This window comes from Pseudoclavibacter sp. CFCC 13796 (assembly GCF_008831185.1).
Lineage (GTDB): Bacteria > Actinomycetota > Actinomycetes > Actinomycetales > Microbacteriaceae > Pseudoclavibacter_A.
In genome coordinates this window covers 341,299-358,246 of record NZ_WBKD01000001.1, presented here as the reverse complement: position 1 = coordinate 358,246, position 16,948 = coordinate 341,299, and the positions used below count along the sequence as shown (strand labels likewise).

Annotated in this window: 16 protein-coding genes; 7 read left to right on the top strand and 9 right to left on the bottom strand. The window is 64.5% G+C overall.

Annotated features, from left to right (window positions below):
- Positions 1-60 precede the first annotated feature (60 nt).
- The 6 genes from F8O07_RS01685 to F8O07_RS01660 all read left to right on the top strand — a co-directional run bounded on the left by F8O07_RS01685 (position 61) and on the right by F8O07_RS01660 (position 8,052).
- Entirely contained in the window at positions 61-2,253 is a 2,193-nt protein-coding gene (locus F8O07_RS01685) for a DUF6049 family protein (RefSeq protein WP_158030441.1), read from the top strand.
- On the top strand, positions 2,250-3,908 hold the full coding sequence (gene murJ, locus F8O07_RS01680; protein WP_158030440.1) for a murein biosynthesis integral membrane protein MurJ: 1,659 nt from the start codon (positions 2,250-2,252) through the stop codon (positions 3,906-3,908). The genes F8O07_RS01685 and murJ overlap by 4 nt, the downstream gene beginning before the upstream one ends.
- A gap of 171 nt (positions 3,909-4,079) precedes the next feature.
- Positions 4,080-5,066: a thioredoxin-disulfide reductase gene (gene trxB, locus F8O07_RS01675; RefSeq protein WP_158031731.1), complete on the top strand. Its 987-nt coding sequence runs from the start codon at positions 4,080-4,082 to the stop codon at positions 5,064-5,066.
- A 41-nt stretch (positions 5,067-5,107) separates the two neighbouring features.
- On the top strand, positions 5,108-5,431 hold the full coding sequence (trxA, locus tag F8O07_RS01670; RefSeq protein ID WP_158030439.1) for a thioredoxin: 324 nt from the start codon (positions 5,108-5,110) through the stop codon (positions 5,429-5,431).
- A gap of 158 nt (positions 5,432-5,589) precedes the next feature.
- Positions 5,590-6,945 carry a PLP-dependent aminotransferase family protein gene (locus F8O07_RS01665; RefSeq protein WP_158030438.1) on the top strand — a complete coding sequence of 452 codons (1,356 nt, stop codon included), beginning with the start codon at positions 5,590-5,592 and terminating at the stop codon, positions 6,943-6,945.
- 93 nt (positions 6,946-7,038) lie between these two features.
- Entirely contained in the window at positions 7,039-8,052 is a 1,014-nt protein-coding gene (locus F8O07_RS01660) for a D-alanine--D-alanine ligase (RefSeq protein WP_158030437.1), read from the top strand.
- A gap of 69 nt (positions 8,053-8,121) precedes the next feature.
- Here F8O07_RS01660 and F8O07_RS01655 read toward each other — a convergent pair whose 3' ends face one another.
- The 9 genes from F8O07_RS01655 to rpmH all read right to left on the bottom strand — a co-directional run bounded on the left by F8O07_RS01655 (position 8,122) and on the right by rpmH (position 14,029).
- Positions 8,122-9,060, bottom strand: coding sequence for a ParB/RepB/Spo0J family partition protein (locus F8O07_RS01655; protein WP_412973609.1), 939 nt, complete (start codon positions 9,058-9,060; stop codon positions 8,122-8,124).
- Positions 9,061-9,406: 346 nt separating this feature from the next.
- Positions 9,407-10,294 carry a ParA family protein gene (locus F8O07_RS01650; RefSeq protein WP_225733123.1) on the bottom strand — a complete coding sequence of 296 codons (888 nt, stop codon included), beginning with the start codon at positions 10,292-10,294 and terminating at the stop codon, positions 9,407-9,409.
- 201 nt (positions 10,295-10,495) lie between these two features.
- Positions 10,496-10,681 carry a hypothetical protein gene (locus tag F8O07_RS01645; protein WP_158030434.1) on the bottom strand — a complete coding sequence of 62 codons (186 nt, stop codon included), beginning with the start codon at positions 10,679-10,681 and terminating at the stop codon, positions 10,496-10,498.
- Positions 10,682-10,729: 48 nt separating this feature from the next.
- The gene (gene rsmG / locus F8O07_RS01640; RefSeq protein WP_158030433.1) at positions 10,730-11,395 is read right to left on the bottom strand and encodes a 16S rRNA (guanine(527)-N(7))-methyltransferase RsmG; all 666 of its coding nucleotides are present in this window, start codon (positions 11,393-11,395) and stop codon (positions 10,730-10,732) included.
- Positions 11,395-11,949, bottom strand: coding sequence for a protein jag (locus F8O07_RS01635; protein WP_158030432.1), 555 nt, complete (start codon positions 11,947-11,949; stop codon positions 11,395-11,397). Before F8O07_RS01635 ends, rsmG begins: the two co-directional genes overlap by 1 nt.
- Positions 11,946-13,124, bottom strand: coding sequence for a membrane protein insertase YidC (gene yidC, locus F8O07_RS01630; RefSeq protein WP_158030431.1), 1,179 nt, complete (start codon positions 13,122-13,124; stop codon positions 11,946-11,948). The genes F8O07_RS01635 and yidC overlap by 4 nt, the downstream gene beginning before the upstream one ends.
- Positions 13,125-13,200: 76 nt before the next feature.
- Positions 13,201-13,539 carry a membrane protein insertion efficiency factor YidD gene (yidD, locus tag F8O07_RS01625; protein WP_158030430.1) on the bottom strand — a complete coding sequence of 113 codons (339 nt, stop codon included), beginning with the start codon at positions 13,537-13,539 and terminating at the stop codon, positions 13,201-13,203.
- Entirely contained in the window at positions 13,536-13,886 is a 351-nt protein-coding gene (gene rnpA / locus F8O07_RS01620) for a ribonuclease P protein component (RefSeq protein ID WP_158030429.1), read from the bottom strand. Before rnpA ends, yidD begins: the two co-directional genes overlap by 4 nt.
- Positions 13,887-13,891: 5 nt before the next feature.
- A complete protein-coding gene (rpmH, locus tag F8O07_RS01615) occupies positions 13,892-14,029 on the bottom strand; it encodes a 50S ribosomal protein L34 (RefSeq protein ID WP_158030428.1) in 138 nt (45 codons plus the stop codon).
- Positions 14,030-14,328: 299 nt separating this feature from the next.
- On the opposite strand from rpmH, the gene dnaA reads away from it, so the two are divergent.
- A complete protein-coding gene (gene dnaA, locus F8O07_RS01610; protein ID WP_158030427.1) occupies positions 14,329-15,939 on the top strand; it encodes a chromosomal replication initiator protein DnaA in 1,611 nt (536 codons plus the stop codon).
- Positions 15,940-16,948: the final 1,009 nt, after the last annotated feature.

Here is a 16,948-nt window from a genome sequence, read left to right as displayed (position 1 = left end):
CACGGAATCGGCCCGGAGCTCGCGCCGGTAGAGTAGACACGCACAATTCGAAGGGTACTCATGCACGCAGAACGTCACGGCCGCTCGGCTGGCCAGTCCTCTGCGCTCCCTCGGCCCGTGCCGACGGCAGCACCTGCCCGGCGGTGGAGGGCGATCGGCGGCGTCCTGCTGTCAGGCGCCCTGCTCTTCGCCACCACGGCTCCGACAGCGCATGCCACAGCCACCTCACCGGCAGCGAGCACTTCAGCAGGCGTCACCACGGCATCCGCCGTCACACCTGCCGGCCGTGACAAAGCCGCGGCCCAGCCCACTCGGGTCTCAGCCAGCGACGTGCAGCTGAGCATCGACCATCCCCCACGTGCGCTCGATGAGCACAGCCCCTTGAGCATTACGGCGACGGTGACGAACAACGGCGACGAGCCGTTGGTGTCTGCGATGGTCGAGTTCTATCTGGGCAACCGCCTAATGACCACCACCACGCAGGTGCGCGACTGGTATGACACCGCGAGCGCCACCGGGCCGAGCAACCGTGCGACGAAAGTCGGGGGTCGGCCCATGCAGACCATCGAGCCCGGCGCCAGTGCGACCGTGATCTTCGACGGCGACGCCGATCGACTGCCCACCTGGCAGTTCGCCGACGACAAGGGAGTGCTCGGCTACGCGGTGCGTCTCACCTCGAACAGCAGTGACAGCGTCTGGCAGCAGAGCACGCTCGCCTGGAACGTCGCGCAGAGCGATGTGCGGCCGCTCAACGTCATCGTCCCGATCAACGCGCCCGCGGCGGCCGGTCGTTTCTACACGGCCGAACAGCTGGCCCAGCTCACAGACGCCGACGGCGAGCTCACCACGCAGATCGACGCGCTCGACTCGCTGAACGTACAGCTGGCCGTCGACCCCAAGATCCTCGCCAGCATCGCGACGCTGGGCACGAGTGCGCCGGCGGATGCCCTGGCGTGGAAGCAGCGGCTCGATGCCTTCCCCGGCATCATGCCGCTCATCTGGGGCGATGCCGACGTGCAGGCGCTCTCTGCGGCAGGAGTGTCTCAGATCGGCGACGACCTGCTCGGCGGCGGTGTGGCAGGCAGCACCGACCAGCCGCTCGTGCTCGCACAGGCGCCTGGCGACCTCTCCGGCTCAGGACTCAGCGTGGTCAGCGGCCAGCGGCCACTCATCATCAGCACCGATCGACTCCAGGACACCTCGGCCGATGTGAACCTGCGCCGACTGCAGGGCACACCGGTGATCGGGGCCAACCACAACCTCATCGATGCGCTGCACGACAGTCTCGAGAGTGACGGCGCCCAACAGCAACGCGACCTCGACCGCATCACAGCGATGGCGACGACGCTCGGGCTGGCCACACAGGATTTCTCGACGGTCACCACCGTGCTGCCGCGCGGCTGGAGCCAGCAGGCCAAACAGGCCGGCGACGCACTCAGGTCGGTCGCAGGCTCCGGCGTACGGTTCCAGCCGGGGGTTCAGATCACCCCGCACCACGACGCACAGAACGGCGGCGACACCGGCGATCAGAGCGACGGGCACGACGCCCCGCAGACCGACCTCGACACCTCGTCGCAGACCGCCGAGCAGGACGACCTCAGCCCGCTGGGCGAGCTGGCCCAGGCTGCCTCGTCGGTCGACCGTCTCGCCTCCATCTCGGCCGATCCCCAGAGCGTGCACAGCACGTTCCTGCAGCAGACCGCCTCGCTGTGCGGCGCGGGCTGGAGCCGCAACGACGCCTGGCGCCAGGCGGTCACCGCACAGGCTGCCGAGAGCGCCGCGCAGCTCGATGCCGTCGCGATCACCTCGACGACCAACCTGACCCTGGTCTCGGGCAGCTCGCAGATTCCCGTGGCCGTGCGCAACGACACCGGACAGCCGGTGACCGTCCAGGTGCACATCTCTCCCAGCACCGGCCGCATCACGACGAAGTCTCCCGTGAGCCTCACCATCGATCCGCACAGCGCCGCCACCGCACAGGTTCCGGTGCGGGCGATCGCCAACGGCAGCGTCGTGCTGAACATCGGGATCACCAACGATCGCGGCGACCCGATCGGCGAGACGGTGTCGCGGCCGATGGACGTCCAGGCGCAGTGGGAGGGCATCGGTCTCGGCATCGCCGGCGCCGCCGTCACCCTGCTCTTCGGCTTCGGGCTCGTGCGCAGCCTGATCCGGCGCCGACATCGCCTGTCGGCCGACGGCGAGCCGACCGCTCAGCATCCCGACCACACGACGGAGACCCCGACCCGATGACCGCCAAACCCGCCTCTGTGGGGCGCAGCTCGCTCGTGCTCGCCCTCGGCACCGCCGTCTCACGACTGCTCGGCTTCGTGCGCACGTTCCTCATCGTGGCGGCGCTCGGCGTCAGCACCACGGCGTCCAACGCCTTCATGACGGGCAATCAGATTCCGTCGCTGCTGTACCAGCTCACCGCAGGCGGTGTGCTCACCGCCGTGCTCGTGCCTCAGATCGTGCAGGCGACCCGCGGTGCGGACGGCGGCCGCGGCTATATCAACAAGATCATGACGCTGGTGCTCTCGACGCTGCTCGTGGTCACGCTGCTGCTCACACTGCTCTCGCCCATGATCACCAAGGCGTTCACCGGGGGCTGGTCGGGAGACAACCTCGCCCTCGCCACCGCGTTCACATACTGGTGCATGCCCCAGGTCTTCTTCTACGGCCTCTATGCGCTGCTCAGCGGCATCTACAACGCCCGTCGGGTCTTCGGCCCCTACACCTGGGCTCCAGTGCTGAACAACGTCGTCTCGATCGCCGGCTTCCTCGTCTTCATCTGGCTCTTCAGCGCCGATCCCCAGGGCAACACCCCGGTCAGCGACTGGACGCCCGGCATGATCTCGACGCTGGGCCTCTCGGCGACGCTCGGCGTCGCGTTGCAGGCCGCGATCATGTTCGCCTGGTGGCGCAGGGCCGGCCTGAGCTTTCGGCCCGACTTTCAGTGGCGTCACACCGGGCTCAAGCCCACGTTCGTGGCCGCCGTGTGGATTCTGGGCATGGTCGCACTCGACTGGGTGCACTCCTTCGTGAAGACCGTCGTGGCCAACTCGACCGAGCCGTATCGCACCCCCGGCGACACCACGCTCATGGGCCTCACCAGCTTCGAGACGGCCAGCCTGCTGCAGTTGGTGCCGCACGGCATCATCGCCGTGTCGATCGCCACCGTCTACTTCACAAGGTTCAGCGAGCACGCGGCGTCGCACGATCACGTCGCCTTCACCCGCGATCTCTCGGCCAGCCTGCGCCACACCGGGGTGCTCACAGTGTTCGCCGCCGCCGCCATGACCGTCGCCGTCATGCCGATGGCCCGCATCTTCACCACCGGCGACTTCGCCCAGAACCAGGCCTTCGCCCGCGTGCTGCTCGTGCTGATGCCCTTCTTGATCGTGGTGAGCGCCGACCTCTTCGCCATCCGCGCCTTCTACGCCCTTGACGACACCAGAACTCCGTTCTTCGTCGCCCTGGTGCGCATGGTCTTGGTGCTGCCCTGCTACTGGCTGATCACCCGAGGAGACCCGCACTCGGTGGTGTTCTTCGAGGCCCTGATCGCCGGCTGCGCCATCGCCTTCGACACCATGGTGCTCTTCTGGCTGCTGCGCCGTCGTCTCGGCGGCATCGACGGCCGCCATATCGTGCGCGTGCACGTACGGCTGCTGCTCGGCGCCGTGGTCTCGGCGGCGGTCGGCCTCGGTCTGATGGTGATGCTCGGCGCGTTCACCCCCGGTGGCTTCGCCCTCGCCTCAAAGGTCACGGCGGTCGTGAGCTGCGTGCTGCTCGCAGTCGTCATGGGCGTCGTGTACATCGTCATACTGCGTCTGCTTCGTGTGGATGAGCTGGGCACGCTGCTGCGCCCGGTCGGCAAGGTCTTGGGTCGCCTTCGCAGCCGCGGGTGACCTCACGGCGGGAATAGGCGCCCCCGACCCGGGGTTGATCTGAGATGTGGGTCGAGCGCCGATCGACACAGCCGTAGGCTGGAGGTCGGCCTGCGATTCAGGCCCCGCAGCCGACGCTCAGCGTGCGGCCGCGGTCACATCACGAGAGCACAGGAGACATTCCACATGAGCGTGCATGACGTCGTCATCATCGGTTCCGGCCCCGCCGGCTGGACCGCAGCCATCTACACCGCCCGTGCCGGTCTGAACCCTGTGGTGATCGCCAGTTCGGTCGAGACCGGCGGCGAGCTCATGAAGACCACTGCGGTCGAGAACTTCCCGGGCTTTCCCGACGGCGTGCAGGGCCCCGACCTCATGACCCAGATGCAGCAGCAGGCCGAGCGCTTCGGCACCGAAGTCGTCTACGACGACGTGACCGACGTCAAGCTGCTCGGTGACACGAAGGTGCTCACCACGAGCCTCGGCGACACCTACGAGGCCCGTTCTGTCATCATCTCGACCGGTTCGGCCTACCGCCGACTCGATCTGCCGAACGAAGACCGTCTCTCCGGGCACGGCGTCTCGTGGTGCGCGACCTGCGACGGCTTCTTCTTTCGCGACAAGGTCATCGCCGTCGTCGGCGGTGGCGACTCGGCGCTCGAAGAGGCCACGTTCCTCACCCGTTTCGCCTCGAAGGTCTACCTGATTCACCGGCGCGACGAGCTGCGCGCATCGAAGATCATGCAGCAGCGCGCTCTGGCCAACGAGAAGATCGAGCCGATCTGGAACTCCCAGGTCGTCGCGATCGAAGGCGAGGATGAGCTGCGCTCGGTCGAGCTGCAGAACACCGTGACCGGCGAACGCAGCACGCTCGACATCGAAGGGCTCTTCATCGCGATCGGCAACGACCCGCGCACCGATCTCTTCGCCGACCAGGTCGACCTGACCACCGAGGGAACCATCGCCGTCGAAGGGCGCAGCTCGCGCACAAGCGTGCCCGGCGTCTTCGCGGCCGGCGACGTGCTCGACGCCACCTACCGCCAGGCGATCACCGCCGCCGGCTCGGGCTGTGTCGCGGCAATCGACTGCGAGCACTACCTCGCCGACCTGGACGACCAGGCCGATGAGGCCGATGAGGCCGGGGTGCCCATGGCATCCGCCGAAACCGCAGCAGTCTGACCCGAGGCCTCAGACCACCACTGAACTCAAAAGGAGCTGACATGACCGTCATCAATGTGAACGAATCCAACTTCAAGCAGCAGGTGCTCGACGCCGACGTACCTGTGCTCGTCGACTTCTGGGCAGAATGGTGCGGCCCGTGCCGTGCCATGGCGCCGGTGCTCGAGGAGTACGCGAACGACCACGAGGGCAAGGTCGTGATCGCCAAACTGAACGTCGACGAGAACCCGAACCTCGCCGGCCAGTACCGCATCACGTCGATTCCCGCGCTCAAGCTGTTCTCGAAGGGCGAGGTCGCCACCGAGGTCATCGGCGCACGCCCCAAGGCACAGCTCGAGAAGGATCTCGCCGGGCACGTGGCCTGAGCGCATCCCGCTGACACCTCTCCCTGCTCCCCGCCGCGCAGGTCTCCGCTCTCAGAGACTCACGCGGCGGGGAGCTCTGTGTCGTCACCCCGCCTTCGGAACAAGCGACACGCTCGCCATGCGGGCGCTCTGTGACATGCGCGACACATGGGGAGGATATGCTGGTGCAATCTGGAGGTACAACGGTGTCCGATAATGCAATTCCGTCCACGAACTCGTCGCAGAGCTCAATCCGTCTCGACCCTTGGCTCGATCAGTATGCAGAGCGAGCCTCCGGGCTCAGTGCCTCCGAAGTCCGCGCCCTGTTCGCCGTCGCCTCACGCCCTGAGGTGGTGTCGCTGGCTGGTGGCATGCCCTTCGTCTCGGCGCTGCCGCAGGAGTACCTCGGCGACGCCGCTCGCATCGCGACCACCACGCGTCGCGGCGAGGCTCTGCAGTACGGCTCGGGGCAGGGCATTCCGCACTTTCGCGAGCAGATCTGCGACATCATGAGTCTGGAGGGCATCCACGCTCACCCCGACGACGTGGTCGTGACCACCGGCTCGCAGCATGCGGTCGACCTCATGTCGCGCATCTTCCTCGACCCCGGCGACGTCGTCATCGCCGAAGGCCCGAGCTATGTCGGCTCGCTCGGCATCTTCCGCTCGTATCAGGCCGAGACCGTGCACGTGCCGATCGACGACGACGGCCTGCAGCCTCAGGCACTGCGCGAGACGATCGCGCGGCTGGAATCGGCCGGCAGGCGCATCAAGTTCCTCTACACGATCCCCAACTTCCACAACCCTGCGGGTGTGACGCTGACGATGGAGCGTCGACGCGAGGTGCTCGACATCTGCCATCAGCACGGCATCCTCGTACTCGAAGACAACCCCTATGGGCTCCTCTGGTTCGATCGTGTGCCACCCGAGGCCATCCGCTCGCTCGACAGCGACGGCGTCGTGTATCTGGGGTCGTTCTCGAAGATCTTCGCCCCGGGCTTTCGCCTGGGATATGTGCTCGCGCCGCATGCGGTGCGCGAGAAACTCGTGCTCGCCAACGAATCCGCCGTGCTGTCGCCGACAACCTTCGGCCAGGTCATGGTCTCCGAGTACCTCGAGCACAACGACTGGCGCGGGCAGATCGACACCTTCCGCGGCCTGTACCGCGACCGGCGCGATGCGATGATCTCGGCCCTGGACGAGTTCCTGCCGACCCTTGACAAGACGCATCCCAACGGCGGCTTCTACATCTGGCTGTCGCTGCCCGAAGGCTTCGACTCCAAAGAGATGCTGCCGCTGGCCGTGCACGAGCTCGTCGCCTACACCCCGGGCACGGCCTTCTATGCCGACGGCACCGGCCAGGACAAAATCCGGCTGTCGTTCTGCTACCCGACACCGGCAGAGATTCGCACCGGCATCGAACGACTCAGCCGTGTGGTGCACCGTGAGCAGGATCTGCTCGCCACCTTCGGCACGTCACGCCCTCGCACCGACGCGCAGCACGGAGTGAGCACTCCCCCGCCAGACACCGTCTGAGTGCAGGACACCCCAGCCGGACGCGAGCCGAGAGCACGGACCGACCATCGCATCCCACGATGCGATCGTGATGAGACTGAGAGAGGCAGACCGATGACCGCAGAGAACGTCAGCAGCGAGAACGCCACCGCGAGTGACGTCAGTGAGAGCGAGGCCGACGCACTGAATGTTCTGGTGCTCGCCGGCGGAATCTCCCATGAGCGCGAGGTCTCAGTGCGCGGCGGCAACCGGGTGGCCGAGGCCATTCGACGTGCCGGTGCACAGACCCGCGTGCTCGAGCCGAACGCTCGCCTGCTCGATGAGATCACCGCGGCGGCACCCGACGTGATCTGGTCAGTGCTGCACGGCGCAAGCGGCGAGGATGGAGCACTGCGTGACGTGCTTCGGCTGACCGGAATTCCCTATGTCGGCAGCGGTCCGGCAGCAGCACGCCTGGCGTGGGACAAACCCACCGCAAAAGAGATCGCCCGCCGTGCCGGTGTGCAGACCCCGGAGTGCGCCGTATTCCCACGTGAGACGTTCAGCGAGCTCGACGCGCACAGCGTGCTCTCGGCCGTGGCCGACCGCTTCGGGTATCCCCTGGTGCTGAAGCCGGTCAAGGGCGGGTCGGCACAGGGCGTCTCAGTCGTCGAGCACGCCGACGAACTGCCCCGCGCACTGGTCGACGCGTACAGCTACTCAGACGGTCTGCTCGTCGAACGCCATGTCAGCGGCACCGAGGTCGCCGTCAGCATCATCGACACAGGTGACGGCCCAGAGGCCCTGCCCATCGTCGAGATCAGCCCGGTGAAGGGTCGATACACCTACGAGGCGCGCTACACCGCCGGCGACACCGATTTCTACGTGCCCGCCCGTCTCACCGAAGAGGTCGCCGATCGCGTGGCCGCCGACGCCGTCGCCGTGCACACCGCACTCGGACTCGCCGATTTCAGCCGCATCGACCTGATCGTCGACGCAGCGGGAACGCCCTGGTTCATCGATGCCAACGTCACGCCTGGGGCGACCGAGACCTCGCTGGCACCGCTCGCGATTCGTGGTGCGGGCCGCACTGAGGGCGAGGTCTATCTCGACATCGCCCGCGCTGCCATCTCGCGCGCACACGCCTGAGCCGGCGAGCCGGCCGTCGCGAGATGTTTCACGTGAAACATCTCGCGAGACGCGGCCGTCATCTCTCGATCAGTGCTCGCCGAAGCCCTTCACACCGAGCGCTCCCACGATGCGGTTCAGATCTCCCACCGTCGCGAAGTCGATGACGATCTGCCCTTTCTTCTTCGACAGCGAGACGCGCACACGCGTGTCCAGCTGGTCTTCGAGACGCTCTGCGACTTCGTGCAGCTGATCCTGGATTCCGCCGGCACGTGCCTTGGCTTTGGCCTGACGTCGTGGCGTGCGTTCACCGAGCTGCTCGGTCTCACGCACGCTCAAACCCTCGTGAATGACCTTGTCTGCCACCTTGTCGATGTCATGAGTCTCGGCCAGAGACAGCAGCGCACGGGCATGGCCTGCAGAGAGCACTCCAGCAGCGACCTTCGACTGCACGCCCGTCGGCAGCTTCAGCAGGCGCAGGGTGTTGCTCACCTGAGGGCGTGACCGCCCGATGCGCTGGGCAAGCTGCTCCTGTGTGATGCCGAAGTCCTGCATCAGCTGCTGATAGGCGCTCGCCTCTTCGAGTGGATTCAGATTCGAGCGATGCAGGTTCTCGAGCAGAGCGTCGCGCAGCATGTCTTCGTCGGCAGTCTCGCGCACGATGGCCGGAATCGCCTCGAGACCGGCTGCCTTGGAAGCGCGCAGTCGGCGCTCGCCCATGATGAGTTCGTACCCGCCTTCTTCACGATGGCGAACCACGATCGGCTGCAGCACCCCGAACTCGCGGACGGAGTGTACCAGCTCGTCGAGCGCCTCTTCGTCGAACTCCTTGCGAGGCTGCACCGGGTTCGGCACCACATCGTGAGGCGAAACCTCGACCAGGGTGAGGCCGGGCACCGCAGCAAGGTCTGTCTCTGCCGATGCCGGCTCCGCCGCGTCGACGGATACACCCTCTGCCGCAGCCGCCTCGTCTGCGGCACGCAGCACCGCCGATGCGGCCGTGTTTCGCTCCTGTTCGACGACTTCGATGCGCACATCGTTCTCAGCGACCTCAGCAGAGCCGGATGCAGGCACGGCCTTCGCTGACTTCTGTCGGCGAGTCTTCTTGCCTGCATTCGCACTGTCAGAACTGCCTGCAGCAGACGCATCAGCGCGCTCACGCCGACTGCTGCCACGACGAGACGCCTCGAAACCGCGTTCTGCAGCCTCTGCGGCCTCGACGTCGGAGTGCGCCTGCCCTCCTGCGGGTGCGCCGTCGAAGAAGACGTCGACGGGACGCTTGCGGGCGTCGGAAGACGTCTCAGGCCGACCGCCACGACGCTGCTCCGTGTGTGTGGGGATCAGCGAGCTGATGCCGCGACCGAGACCACCTTTTCTACCGGCCATGATGCTCCTCTCGCTGGCTGAGCTCTGCAGCCGCTTCGATGTATGAGATCGCTCCCTTTGACCCCGGATCATACGCGATGACGCTCTGCCCATAGCTGGGTGCCTCGGCGATGCGAACGGTACGTGGAATCACCGCCTGCAGCGTCTCTTCGGTGAAGTGTGATCGCACCTCGTCGGCGACCTCTTCAGAGAGCCGCGTGCGACCGTCATACATCGTGAGCAGAATCGCACTGAGGCACAGATCCGGATTCAACTGGTCGTTGATCAGCAGAATGTTCTTCAGCAGCTGACTCAGCCCTTCGAGCGCGTAGTACTCGCATTGAATCGGAATGAGCACTTCGTGCGCCGCCACGAACGCATTCACCGTGAGCAGCCCGAGACTGGGCGGGCAGTCGATGAAGATGAAGTCGAAGTGCGTCTCACGGTCTTGGCTCAGGCTGTCGATGGCCTGCCACAGTCGATACTCGCGCGACGGCAGTGACACCAGTTCGATCTCAGCGCCGGCCAGGTCGATACTCGACGGCGCACAGTACAGCTGATCGTTCTCTGCACTGGGAACGATCACCTCGCTGAGCCGGGCATCACCGATCAGCACATCATAGATGCCCACGCCACCCTCACGGATGTTCACGCCCAGCGCGCTTGAGGCGTTGCCTTGAGGGTCCAGGTCGATCACCAGCACGCGCATGCCGTTCAGCGCAAGAGCGGCAGCCAGATTGACCGTCGACGTCGTCTTGCCGACTCCGCCCTTCTGGTTCGTCACGCTGAAGACGCGCGTACGACTGGGCTTTTTGAAGTCGAGTTCGGCCACGGCCTTGCGGCGTCTCGACAGACTGGCCAGCTCTTTGGCCAGCGGTGTCGAGTCATCGAATTCCACGCGTGTTTCACCCTCGCTCGAGATCTAGATCATGCCCGATGCAGATGCCCACCGGGTCATCATTGGACGTGTTCAGTTTAGTGCCCGGCGCCGACAATCACACGACGTCGGTGTTTCACGTGAAACGCCCTCACCGACGACGTATCGAGAAAGCCGCACACTCGGAGCGACGTTTCACGTGAAACATCACTCAGGCGGCGGTCACGACTCTTCGTGCACGCCTGGCGCAGGCATGCCCCCTGCGTCTTCGAGATCAGGAGTCTCGCCGACCGGGTACTCTCGAGGCCAGCCCAGACCTCGGGCGCCGTCTGGCGAGCCGACCGGAGACCCGAGACCCTTCGCCACGTCAGCCGGGATCTCTGGGAGCTGCGTGCTCTCGTCACTCATCACATTCTCCATCCGGGTTGGTGACCGCTCTCACGATGCGACCGCGCTCTATTCGTCTTCGACGGTCGGCAGCGTCGCGCAGACCACCGTCGTCGGCTCGCCCAGATAGTCGGTACCGAGATGTTCGACATGCACGTCCTGCAGTGCGAACTTGCGAATCGGCTTGCTCGCGGCCTCGATCTCGGCCGCAGCCGAGCGGCCTTTCATCAGCACCAGCGAACCTCCGGGCCGCAGCAGCGGAGCCGTCCAGCCGATCAGCGTCTTCAGCGCGCTGACCGCTCGAGCCGTCACCACATCGACCATGACCTCGTCGGTGACCTCCTGCGAACGCGCGCGAATCACCCGCACGTTCGTGAGACCCAGCCGCGCACTCTCGTCTTCGAGCCATGTGCAGCGCCGCTCCATGGGATCGATCAGGGTGAACTCGGCGTCCGGGCGGATGATCGCCAGCACCAAGCCCGGCAGCCCCGCTCCGCTGCCGACATCGGCGACACGGGCACCCTCGGGAATGCGCTCTTCGACCGCTGCGCAGTTCAGCAGATGGCGACTCCACAGCCGACCGTACTCGCGCGGCCCCAGCAGACCGAGACGTTCGCCCTGCTCATAGAGATCGTTGGCGAGCTGTACGAGCTGCACACGTGCGGCGGGAAAGCGCTCTGCGACGACGTCGGGCTCGTCTTCGAGCTCGCCGATCTGCTGCTGATCGCTCGACATCAGTTCGATGCCTCGTCTGCCGACGACCCCTGCCCGTCTGACTCGTGCTCAGAGGTCGCCTCATCGCCGCCGAGTGTCAGCACGACGTGGCGACGACGGCCCTCGCCCTCTGAATCGCTCTCGAGGCCCTCTGCCCGTGCGAAGTCGTGCACAAGCTTTCGCTCGTACGAAGACATGCCGGGCAGCGCCACACGATCGTCACCCGCCTGCAGCCGCTCAGCTGCATCCTGGACGAGCTCTTCGAGTTCGTGCTCACGCTGCTCACGCGAGCCCTGCACGTCGAGCACCAGGCGGCTGAACTCACCCGTCTTCTGCTGCACAGCAAGACGCGTCAGCTCCTGCAGAGCCGACACCACGCGCGGCGATGCCAGCGTCGAAAGGTTCGAGTCTTCATCGTCCGAGTTCACCCCGATATACGCCCGCCCACTGCGCACCTCGATGTCGATGTCACCGTCGAAATCGGCGATGTCGAGAAACTCCTCGATGTAGTCAGCCGCGATATCGCCCTCGATCTCGAGTGCGCTGCGCGTCTCGCTGCTCTGCTCGTCGCTCATCGCTTGCCCTTTCTCTTGCTCCGGCTCGACTTGGAGCCTTTGCCCTTGCCCTGGCCGGCACTCTGCTGGCCTCGGTCACCCTGTTGGCTCGTGTTCTCACCCGACTGAGCGCCCTGCGGGCTGCCCGGCTTCGAGCCGGCTGCGGATGCCGAAGCTGTGCCCGAATGGTCGCTCTCGGCCGACTTCGCATCGGCCGCGCCGTCACGCTGCTGATCGGTCAGCTGCCCGCCCTGCTTCTTCGCGCGGCTCTTGCCGACCGGCTGCTGACGCTGCCCCTGGCCACGGCCCTCGTGCTTCGCGAGCTCTTCGCGCTGGCGATCGGTCAGCTTGCCCTTGGCCTCGAGGCGACTCTGACGTGCGAAGTAGGCGACACTGCCCGGCGTGGGCATGCTGCGAATGACGATGGCCTGCTGCACCATGGTCCAGAGGTTCGAGGTGAACCAGTAGATGAGCAGACCGATGGGGAAAGCGACGCCTGAGAAGATCATCAGGAACGGCATGCCGTACATGAGCATCTTCTGCTGCCGGAACATCGGAGACGCCTTCGTCTCTTCAGAGATGTTCTTGCCCATGATCTGAATACTCGTGTAGAGCTGCGACGAGACCATGAAGATCACCAGCACGACGGCAAGCAGTACGACCTGCCACTGAATCGGATCAGCATTGATCGAGTTCATCAGTGTGGTTGACAGCTGGGCCCCGAAGATCGATCCATGCTGAAAGTCATTGGCGAGATCGCCGTTCAGCACACCGATGCCGCTGTGCCCCTGTGCAGCCTCATGCAGCACGGTGTAGAGGCCGAAGAACACCGGCATCTGCACCAGCATGGGCAAGCAGCCGGCCATCGGGTTCGTGCCCGCGTCTTTGTAGAGCGCCATCTGCTCTTGAGCCATCGCCTGCCGTGAGAGCTGGTCTTTCTTGCCCTTGTACTTCTGCTGCAGCGCACGCACCTTCGGTGCGAGCTCCATCGACGCTCTCGAAGACTTGATCTGTTTGACGAAGAGCGGAATCATCGCAGCGCGCACGATGAGCACCAGCCCGATGATCGAGAGCGTCCATGCCCAGCCCGAAGATGCCCCCATGCCGAAGATGTTGACCCAGACCCAGTGCCAGCTCACGAGCACGAGCTCGATGAGCCATTTGATGGGCCACAGGATGCTACCGATGAGATCCACGTGTTCTTCTTTCGTCTGAAGCGGTCAGCTGGTCATTGGGGTGTCAAGCGCTCGACGTCTCGACACGACGATCTGGTCATTGCATCGGGTGCCGGTGCTGACCGTCGTCGTGATGCGCATGCTGTGATTCATGCCGCCTCTGCGGTACCGGATCGACGCCGCCGGCTGAGAAGGGCTGACAGCGCAGCAGGCGCCAGACAGTGAGTCCCGTGCCGATCACGAACCCGCGGCGCGCATAGGCTTCGAGCGCATAGGCCGAGCAGGTCGGATAGTAGCGGCAGACGTCTCCGTAGAGCGGAGAGATGAAACGGCGGTAGCCGCGCAGCACCAGAACGGCGAGACGACGCGGCGCAGTCCAGACGAAGACCCCGACCTCGCACAGCAGAGTGGAGCAGGGCACAGGGCTGACCGTCATGATGCCCTCTTCGATTCGGTACGACCGAGCACGGCACTGCGAACCTCGCGACGAAGCTCGGCATAGGTGGCACGCGCTGCGTTGGGCTTCGCTCGAACGACGATCAGCCATCCCGTGGGAATCGTGTCGAGGAGTTCGTGAGCGATCTCGCGCAGCCTGCGCTTGACGAGGTTGCGGTGAACGGCATTACCGACCGCCCGGCTGGTGACGAACCCGATTCTCGTGGTCGTGTCGTCATCGGTGGCCAGCAGATGCACCAACAGATGCATGGTGCCACGACGGCGACCGCGACGACTCACTCTGGAGAAATCAGCGGATGTTCTCAGTCGATGCGGTCGGTCGAGCATGCGTGTTACGCAGCGAGCTCGGTGCGCCCCTTGCGACGACGTGCCGACAGAATCGAGCGGCCGGCGCGGGTGCTCATACGAGCGCGGAAGCCGTGCTTCTTGGCGCGACGACGGTTGTTGGGCTGAAACGTTCTCTTGCTCATGATCTCTCCGAAAGATGGTAAAAGGGCATGCCGATATACTCGGGCAACTAGCGGTTAAACCTACCGATCAACCCCGTACAGGTCAAGCCGACAAACATGACAATCCACAATCATGCACACAGAACCGGCGAAACCCGGTTCTGACACGCCGAAATCCGCTCAGTAAGATTTGCGAAGAGCATCTGACCGCGCTAGCGTATCCGGAGCGACTCAATACGAGTGGCTTTCCACAGTTATACACATGTGGGTAATCCTGTGCATAACCTTGTGGAATCGTGAAAAAGGGCCGGGAGTGCATCATGCCGCAGATCGATGCGACAGCAGACCCGGAGGGCTTCTGGCAGCAGACGGCTGCCGCCCTGCAGTCCGACCCCGACATCACCGGTCAGCTCTCTGGCTTCATCGGCCTGATCCACCCCAAAGGCGCCATCGGCGACACCATTCTTCTCGAGGTGCCCGACGAGCTCGCCCGCGAGATGATCGAGCACCGGGCGCGCAACGCCGTGATGCGTGCGCTCACCACAGTTCAGCCCGACGGTCCCGCCATCACGAGCTTCGCCGTGGTCGTCAACTCGTCGCTGCGCGAGATGGTCAGCAAGCAGGCGCCGCAGAAGCCCTCGACCAGGCAGCCGAGTCTGCACGCGCTCGACATCGATCCGCATCCTCCGGCTCCCTCATCGACTGCGGATGCGTCAGTCGCGTCCCAGCTCGGAGCTACGGCCCCGAGCGCCGCCGGCCGTTTCACGACCGACGCTTCCAAGACGGAGGCAAGTGCCGCATCCGCCGCACAGCCCTCGGCGCCGCCGCCTCCGGCACCGATTCGACCGAGTGTGCCGACCGTGCAGGCGACCGCCCCCAAGCCGACGGCCGGCGGCAACGGCAATCGGCTCAACCCGAAGTACACCTTCGACAGCTTCGTGATCGGCGCCTCGAACCGTTTCGCGCACGCTGCGGCGTTCGCTGTCGCCGAGACTCCGGCCAAGGCGTACAACCCTCTCTTCATCTACGGCGAGTCGGGGCTGGGCAAGACGCATCTGCTGCACGCGATCGGTCACTACGCGATCAGCCTGTTTCCCGACATCCGGGTGCTCTATGTGAGCTCTGAGGAGTTCACCAACGACTTCATCAACTCGATTCAGCGCAACGAGGCGGCCGAGTTCCAGTCTCGCTACCGCGACATCGACGTGCTGCTCATCGACGACATCCAGTTTCTGCAGGGAAAGGACTCCACTCAGGAGGCCTTCTTCCACACCTTCAACAATCTGCACGATCACAACAAGCAGTTGGTGATCACCAGCGATCTGCCGCCCAAACAGCTGACCGGCTTTCAGGAGCGCATGACCTCGAGATTCGAGTGGGGCCTCACAACCGATGTGCAGGCACCCGATCTCGAGACGCGCATCGCGATTCTGCGCCGCAAGGCCGAGAGCGAACAGATGGAAGTGCCCGGAGACATCCTGGAGCTGATCGCCAGCAAGGTGTCTTCGAACATCCGCGAGCTCGAGGGCACGCTGCTGCGAGTGATCGCCTATGCGAGCATCGAGCAGAAGCCGATCGACTTTCCCCTGGCGCAGACGGCGCTGAAAGACATGATCACGCTGGCCGACGACAACCTGGTCGACCCCGACACGATCATTCAGACCACGGCGACCTATTTCTCATTGAGCGTCAATGACATCGTAGGCACCTCACGCTCACAGCAGATCGCGCTGGCTCGCCAGATCGCGATGTACATCTGCCGTGAGCTCACCAGCCTCTCGCTGCCCAAGATCGGGCAGATCTTCGGCAATCGCGATCACACGACCGTGATGTACGCCAACAACAAGATCTCGCGCCTGATGCAGGAGAAGCGCAACATCTATACCCAGGTCACCGACATCTCGACCGCTGTGAAGCAGGCGCACCGCTAGACCGCGGGCTGTCCCGGCTGGCGGTTCGCCAGCCCCCTTCTGAGGGGTCATCCCGCCGGCGTCAGAGAAAGCGGCCGCCGTCGACCCACAGTGTGCCGGTGCCATCGTCGCACTGGACGCACAGCTCCTCCGGTGCGCCCTCGCTCCAGAACACCGATCCGCGCCTCTCATATGCACCCGCCCCTGCTCACTTGCACACCCCCTGCGCACAGTTCGAGCCGCAGGGGGACACATTCCGCCGGCACAGAGAGTCTCTCAATCGCCCTGTAGACACGGCCACGAAGGTGAACGACAGGTTGCTGGCGGATGATCGAGTTATCCACAATCCACAGGTGAATTCCACAAGTTACACCGATGTAGTTTTGGGCGACCGCAACTATCCACGGGTTTGTCCACACCCTGTGGATAACCAAGAAAACCACCAAATACGCGACTTTATCCACATATCTCTCCACAGATCTGTGGATAACTGGGCCAAACTGGGGAGAAATCGACGTTTTTTGTGCATAGACGCCGCTTCTGACCAGAACCACGCTCTTTTCTCCACAGCGCTCTCCACAAGCTGTGCACAAACTACATCGATGTCGTTCCCAGGTTTTCTCTGGCCGACAGCAGGTCATGCACGGAATCCACAAGCGTTGTTAACCTTGCAGAGTTACATCTTTCAACAGCGAACTCTCTACGAACCTTCTCTTCCCCACTCGGCAAGCCTGGGAAAGATGTACTCATGAAGAGCGACGATCATCGTCACCACAGCGATGGTCGAGCACATTGCAGAAGAGCAGCTCTGCTGCACGTCTGTTTCAGCGCTCACTTGCTGATTCTCAATAAGAGACGCATGCTCTGATCTCATAGTCGCTGTCTCAACGGTTCTGAGCGGAGAGGAACACCTCGAGCCGCACACTGACACACCAGAATTGTGTCGCCGCAGAATTGTGCGAAGATGGTGGGTGCGCTCACGCGCATACCAGTACCTCTGTGCCTGCGATCGGCGACACGCCGCGCACCA

What these genes read in the sequence shown, in the direction of transcription:
- F8O07_RS01685 (WP_158030441.1), top strand. Translation starts at nt 61, where the DNA reads ATGCACGCAGAACGTCACGGCCGCTCGGCTGGCCAGTCCTCTGCGCTC.
- murJ (WP_158030440.1), top strand. Translation starts at nt 2,250, where the DNA reads ATGACCGCCAAACCCGCCTCTGTGGGGCGCAGCTCGCTCGTGCTCGCC.
- trxA (WP_158030439.1), top strand. Translation starts at nt 5,108, where the DNA reads ATGACCGTCATCAATGTGAACGAATCCAACTTCAAGCAGCAGGTGCTC.
- F8O07_RS01665 (WP_158030438.1), top strand. Translation starts at nt 5,590, where the DNA reads ATGCTGGTGCAATCTGGAGGTACAACGGTGTCCGATAATGCAATTCCG.
- F8O07_RS01660 (WP_158030437.1), top strand. Translation starts at nt 7,039, where the DNA reads ATGACCGCAGAGAACGTCAGCAGCGAGAACGCCACCGCGAGTGACGTC.
- F8O07_RS01645 (WP_158030434.1), bottom strand. Translation starts at nt 10,681, where the DNA reads ATGAGTGACGAGAGCACGCAGCTCCCAGAGATCCCGGCTGACGTGGCG.
- rsmG (WP_158030433.1), bottom strand. Translation starts at nt 11,395, where the DNA reads ATGTCGAGCGATCAGCAGCAGATCGGCGAGCTCGAAGACGAGCCCGAC.
- F8O07_RS01635 (WP_158030432.1), bottom strand. Translation starts at nt 11,949, where the DNA reads ATGAGCGACGAGCAGAGCAGCGAGACGCGCAGCGCACTCGAGATCGAG.
- yidD (WP_158030430.1), bottom strand. Translation starts at nt 13,539, where the DNA reads ATGACGGTCAGCCCTGTGCCCTGCTCCACTCTGCTGTGCGAGGTCGGG.
- rnpA (WP_158030429.1), bottom strand. Translation starts at nt 13,886, where the DNA reads ATGCTCGACCGACCGCATCGACTGAGAACATCCGCTGATTTCTCCAGA.
- rpmH (WP_158030428.1), bottom strand. Translation starts at nt 14,029, where the DNA reads ATGAGCAAGAGAACGTTTCAGCCCAACAACCGTCGTCGCGCCAAGAAG.
- dnaA (WP_158030427.1), top strand. Translation starts at nt 14,329, where the DNA reads ATGCCGCAGATCGATGCGACAGCAGACCCGGAGGGCTTCTGGCAGCAG.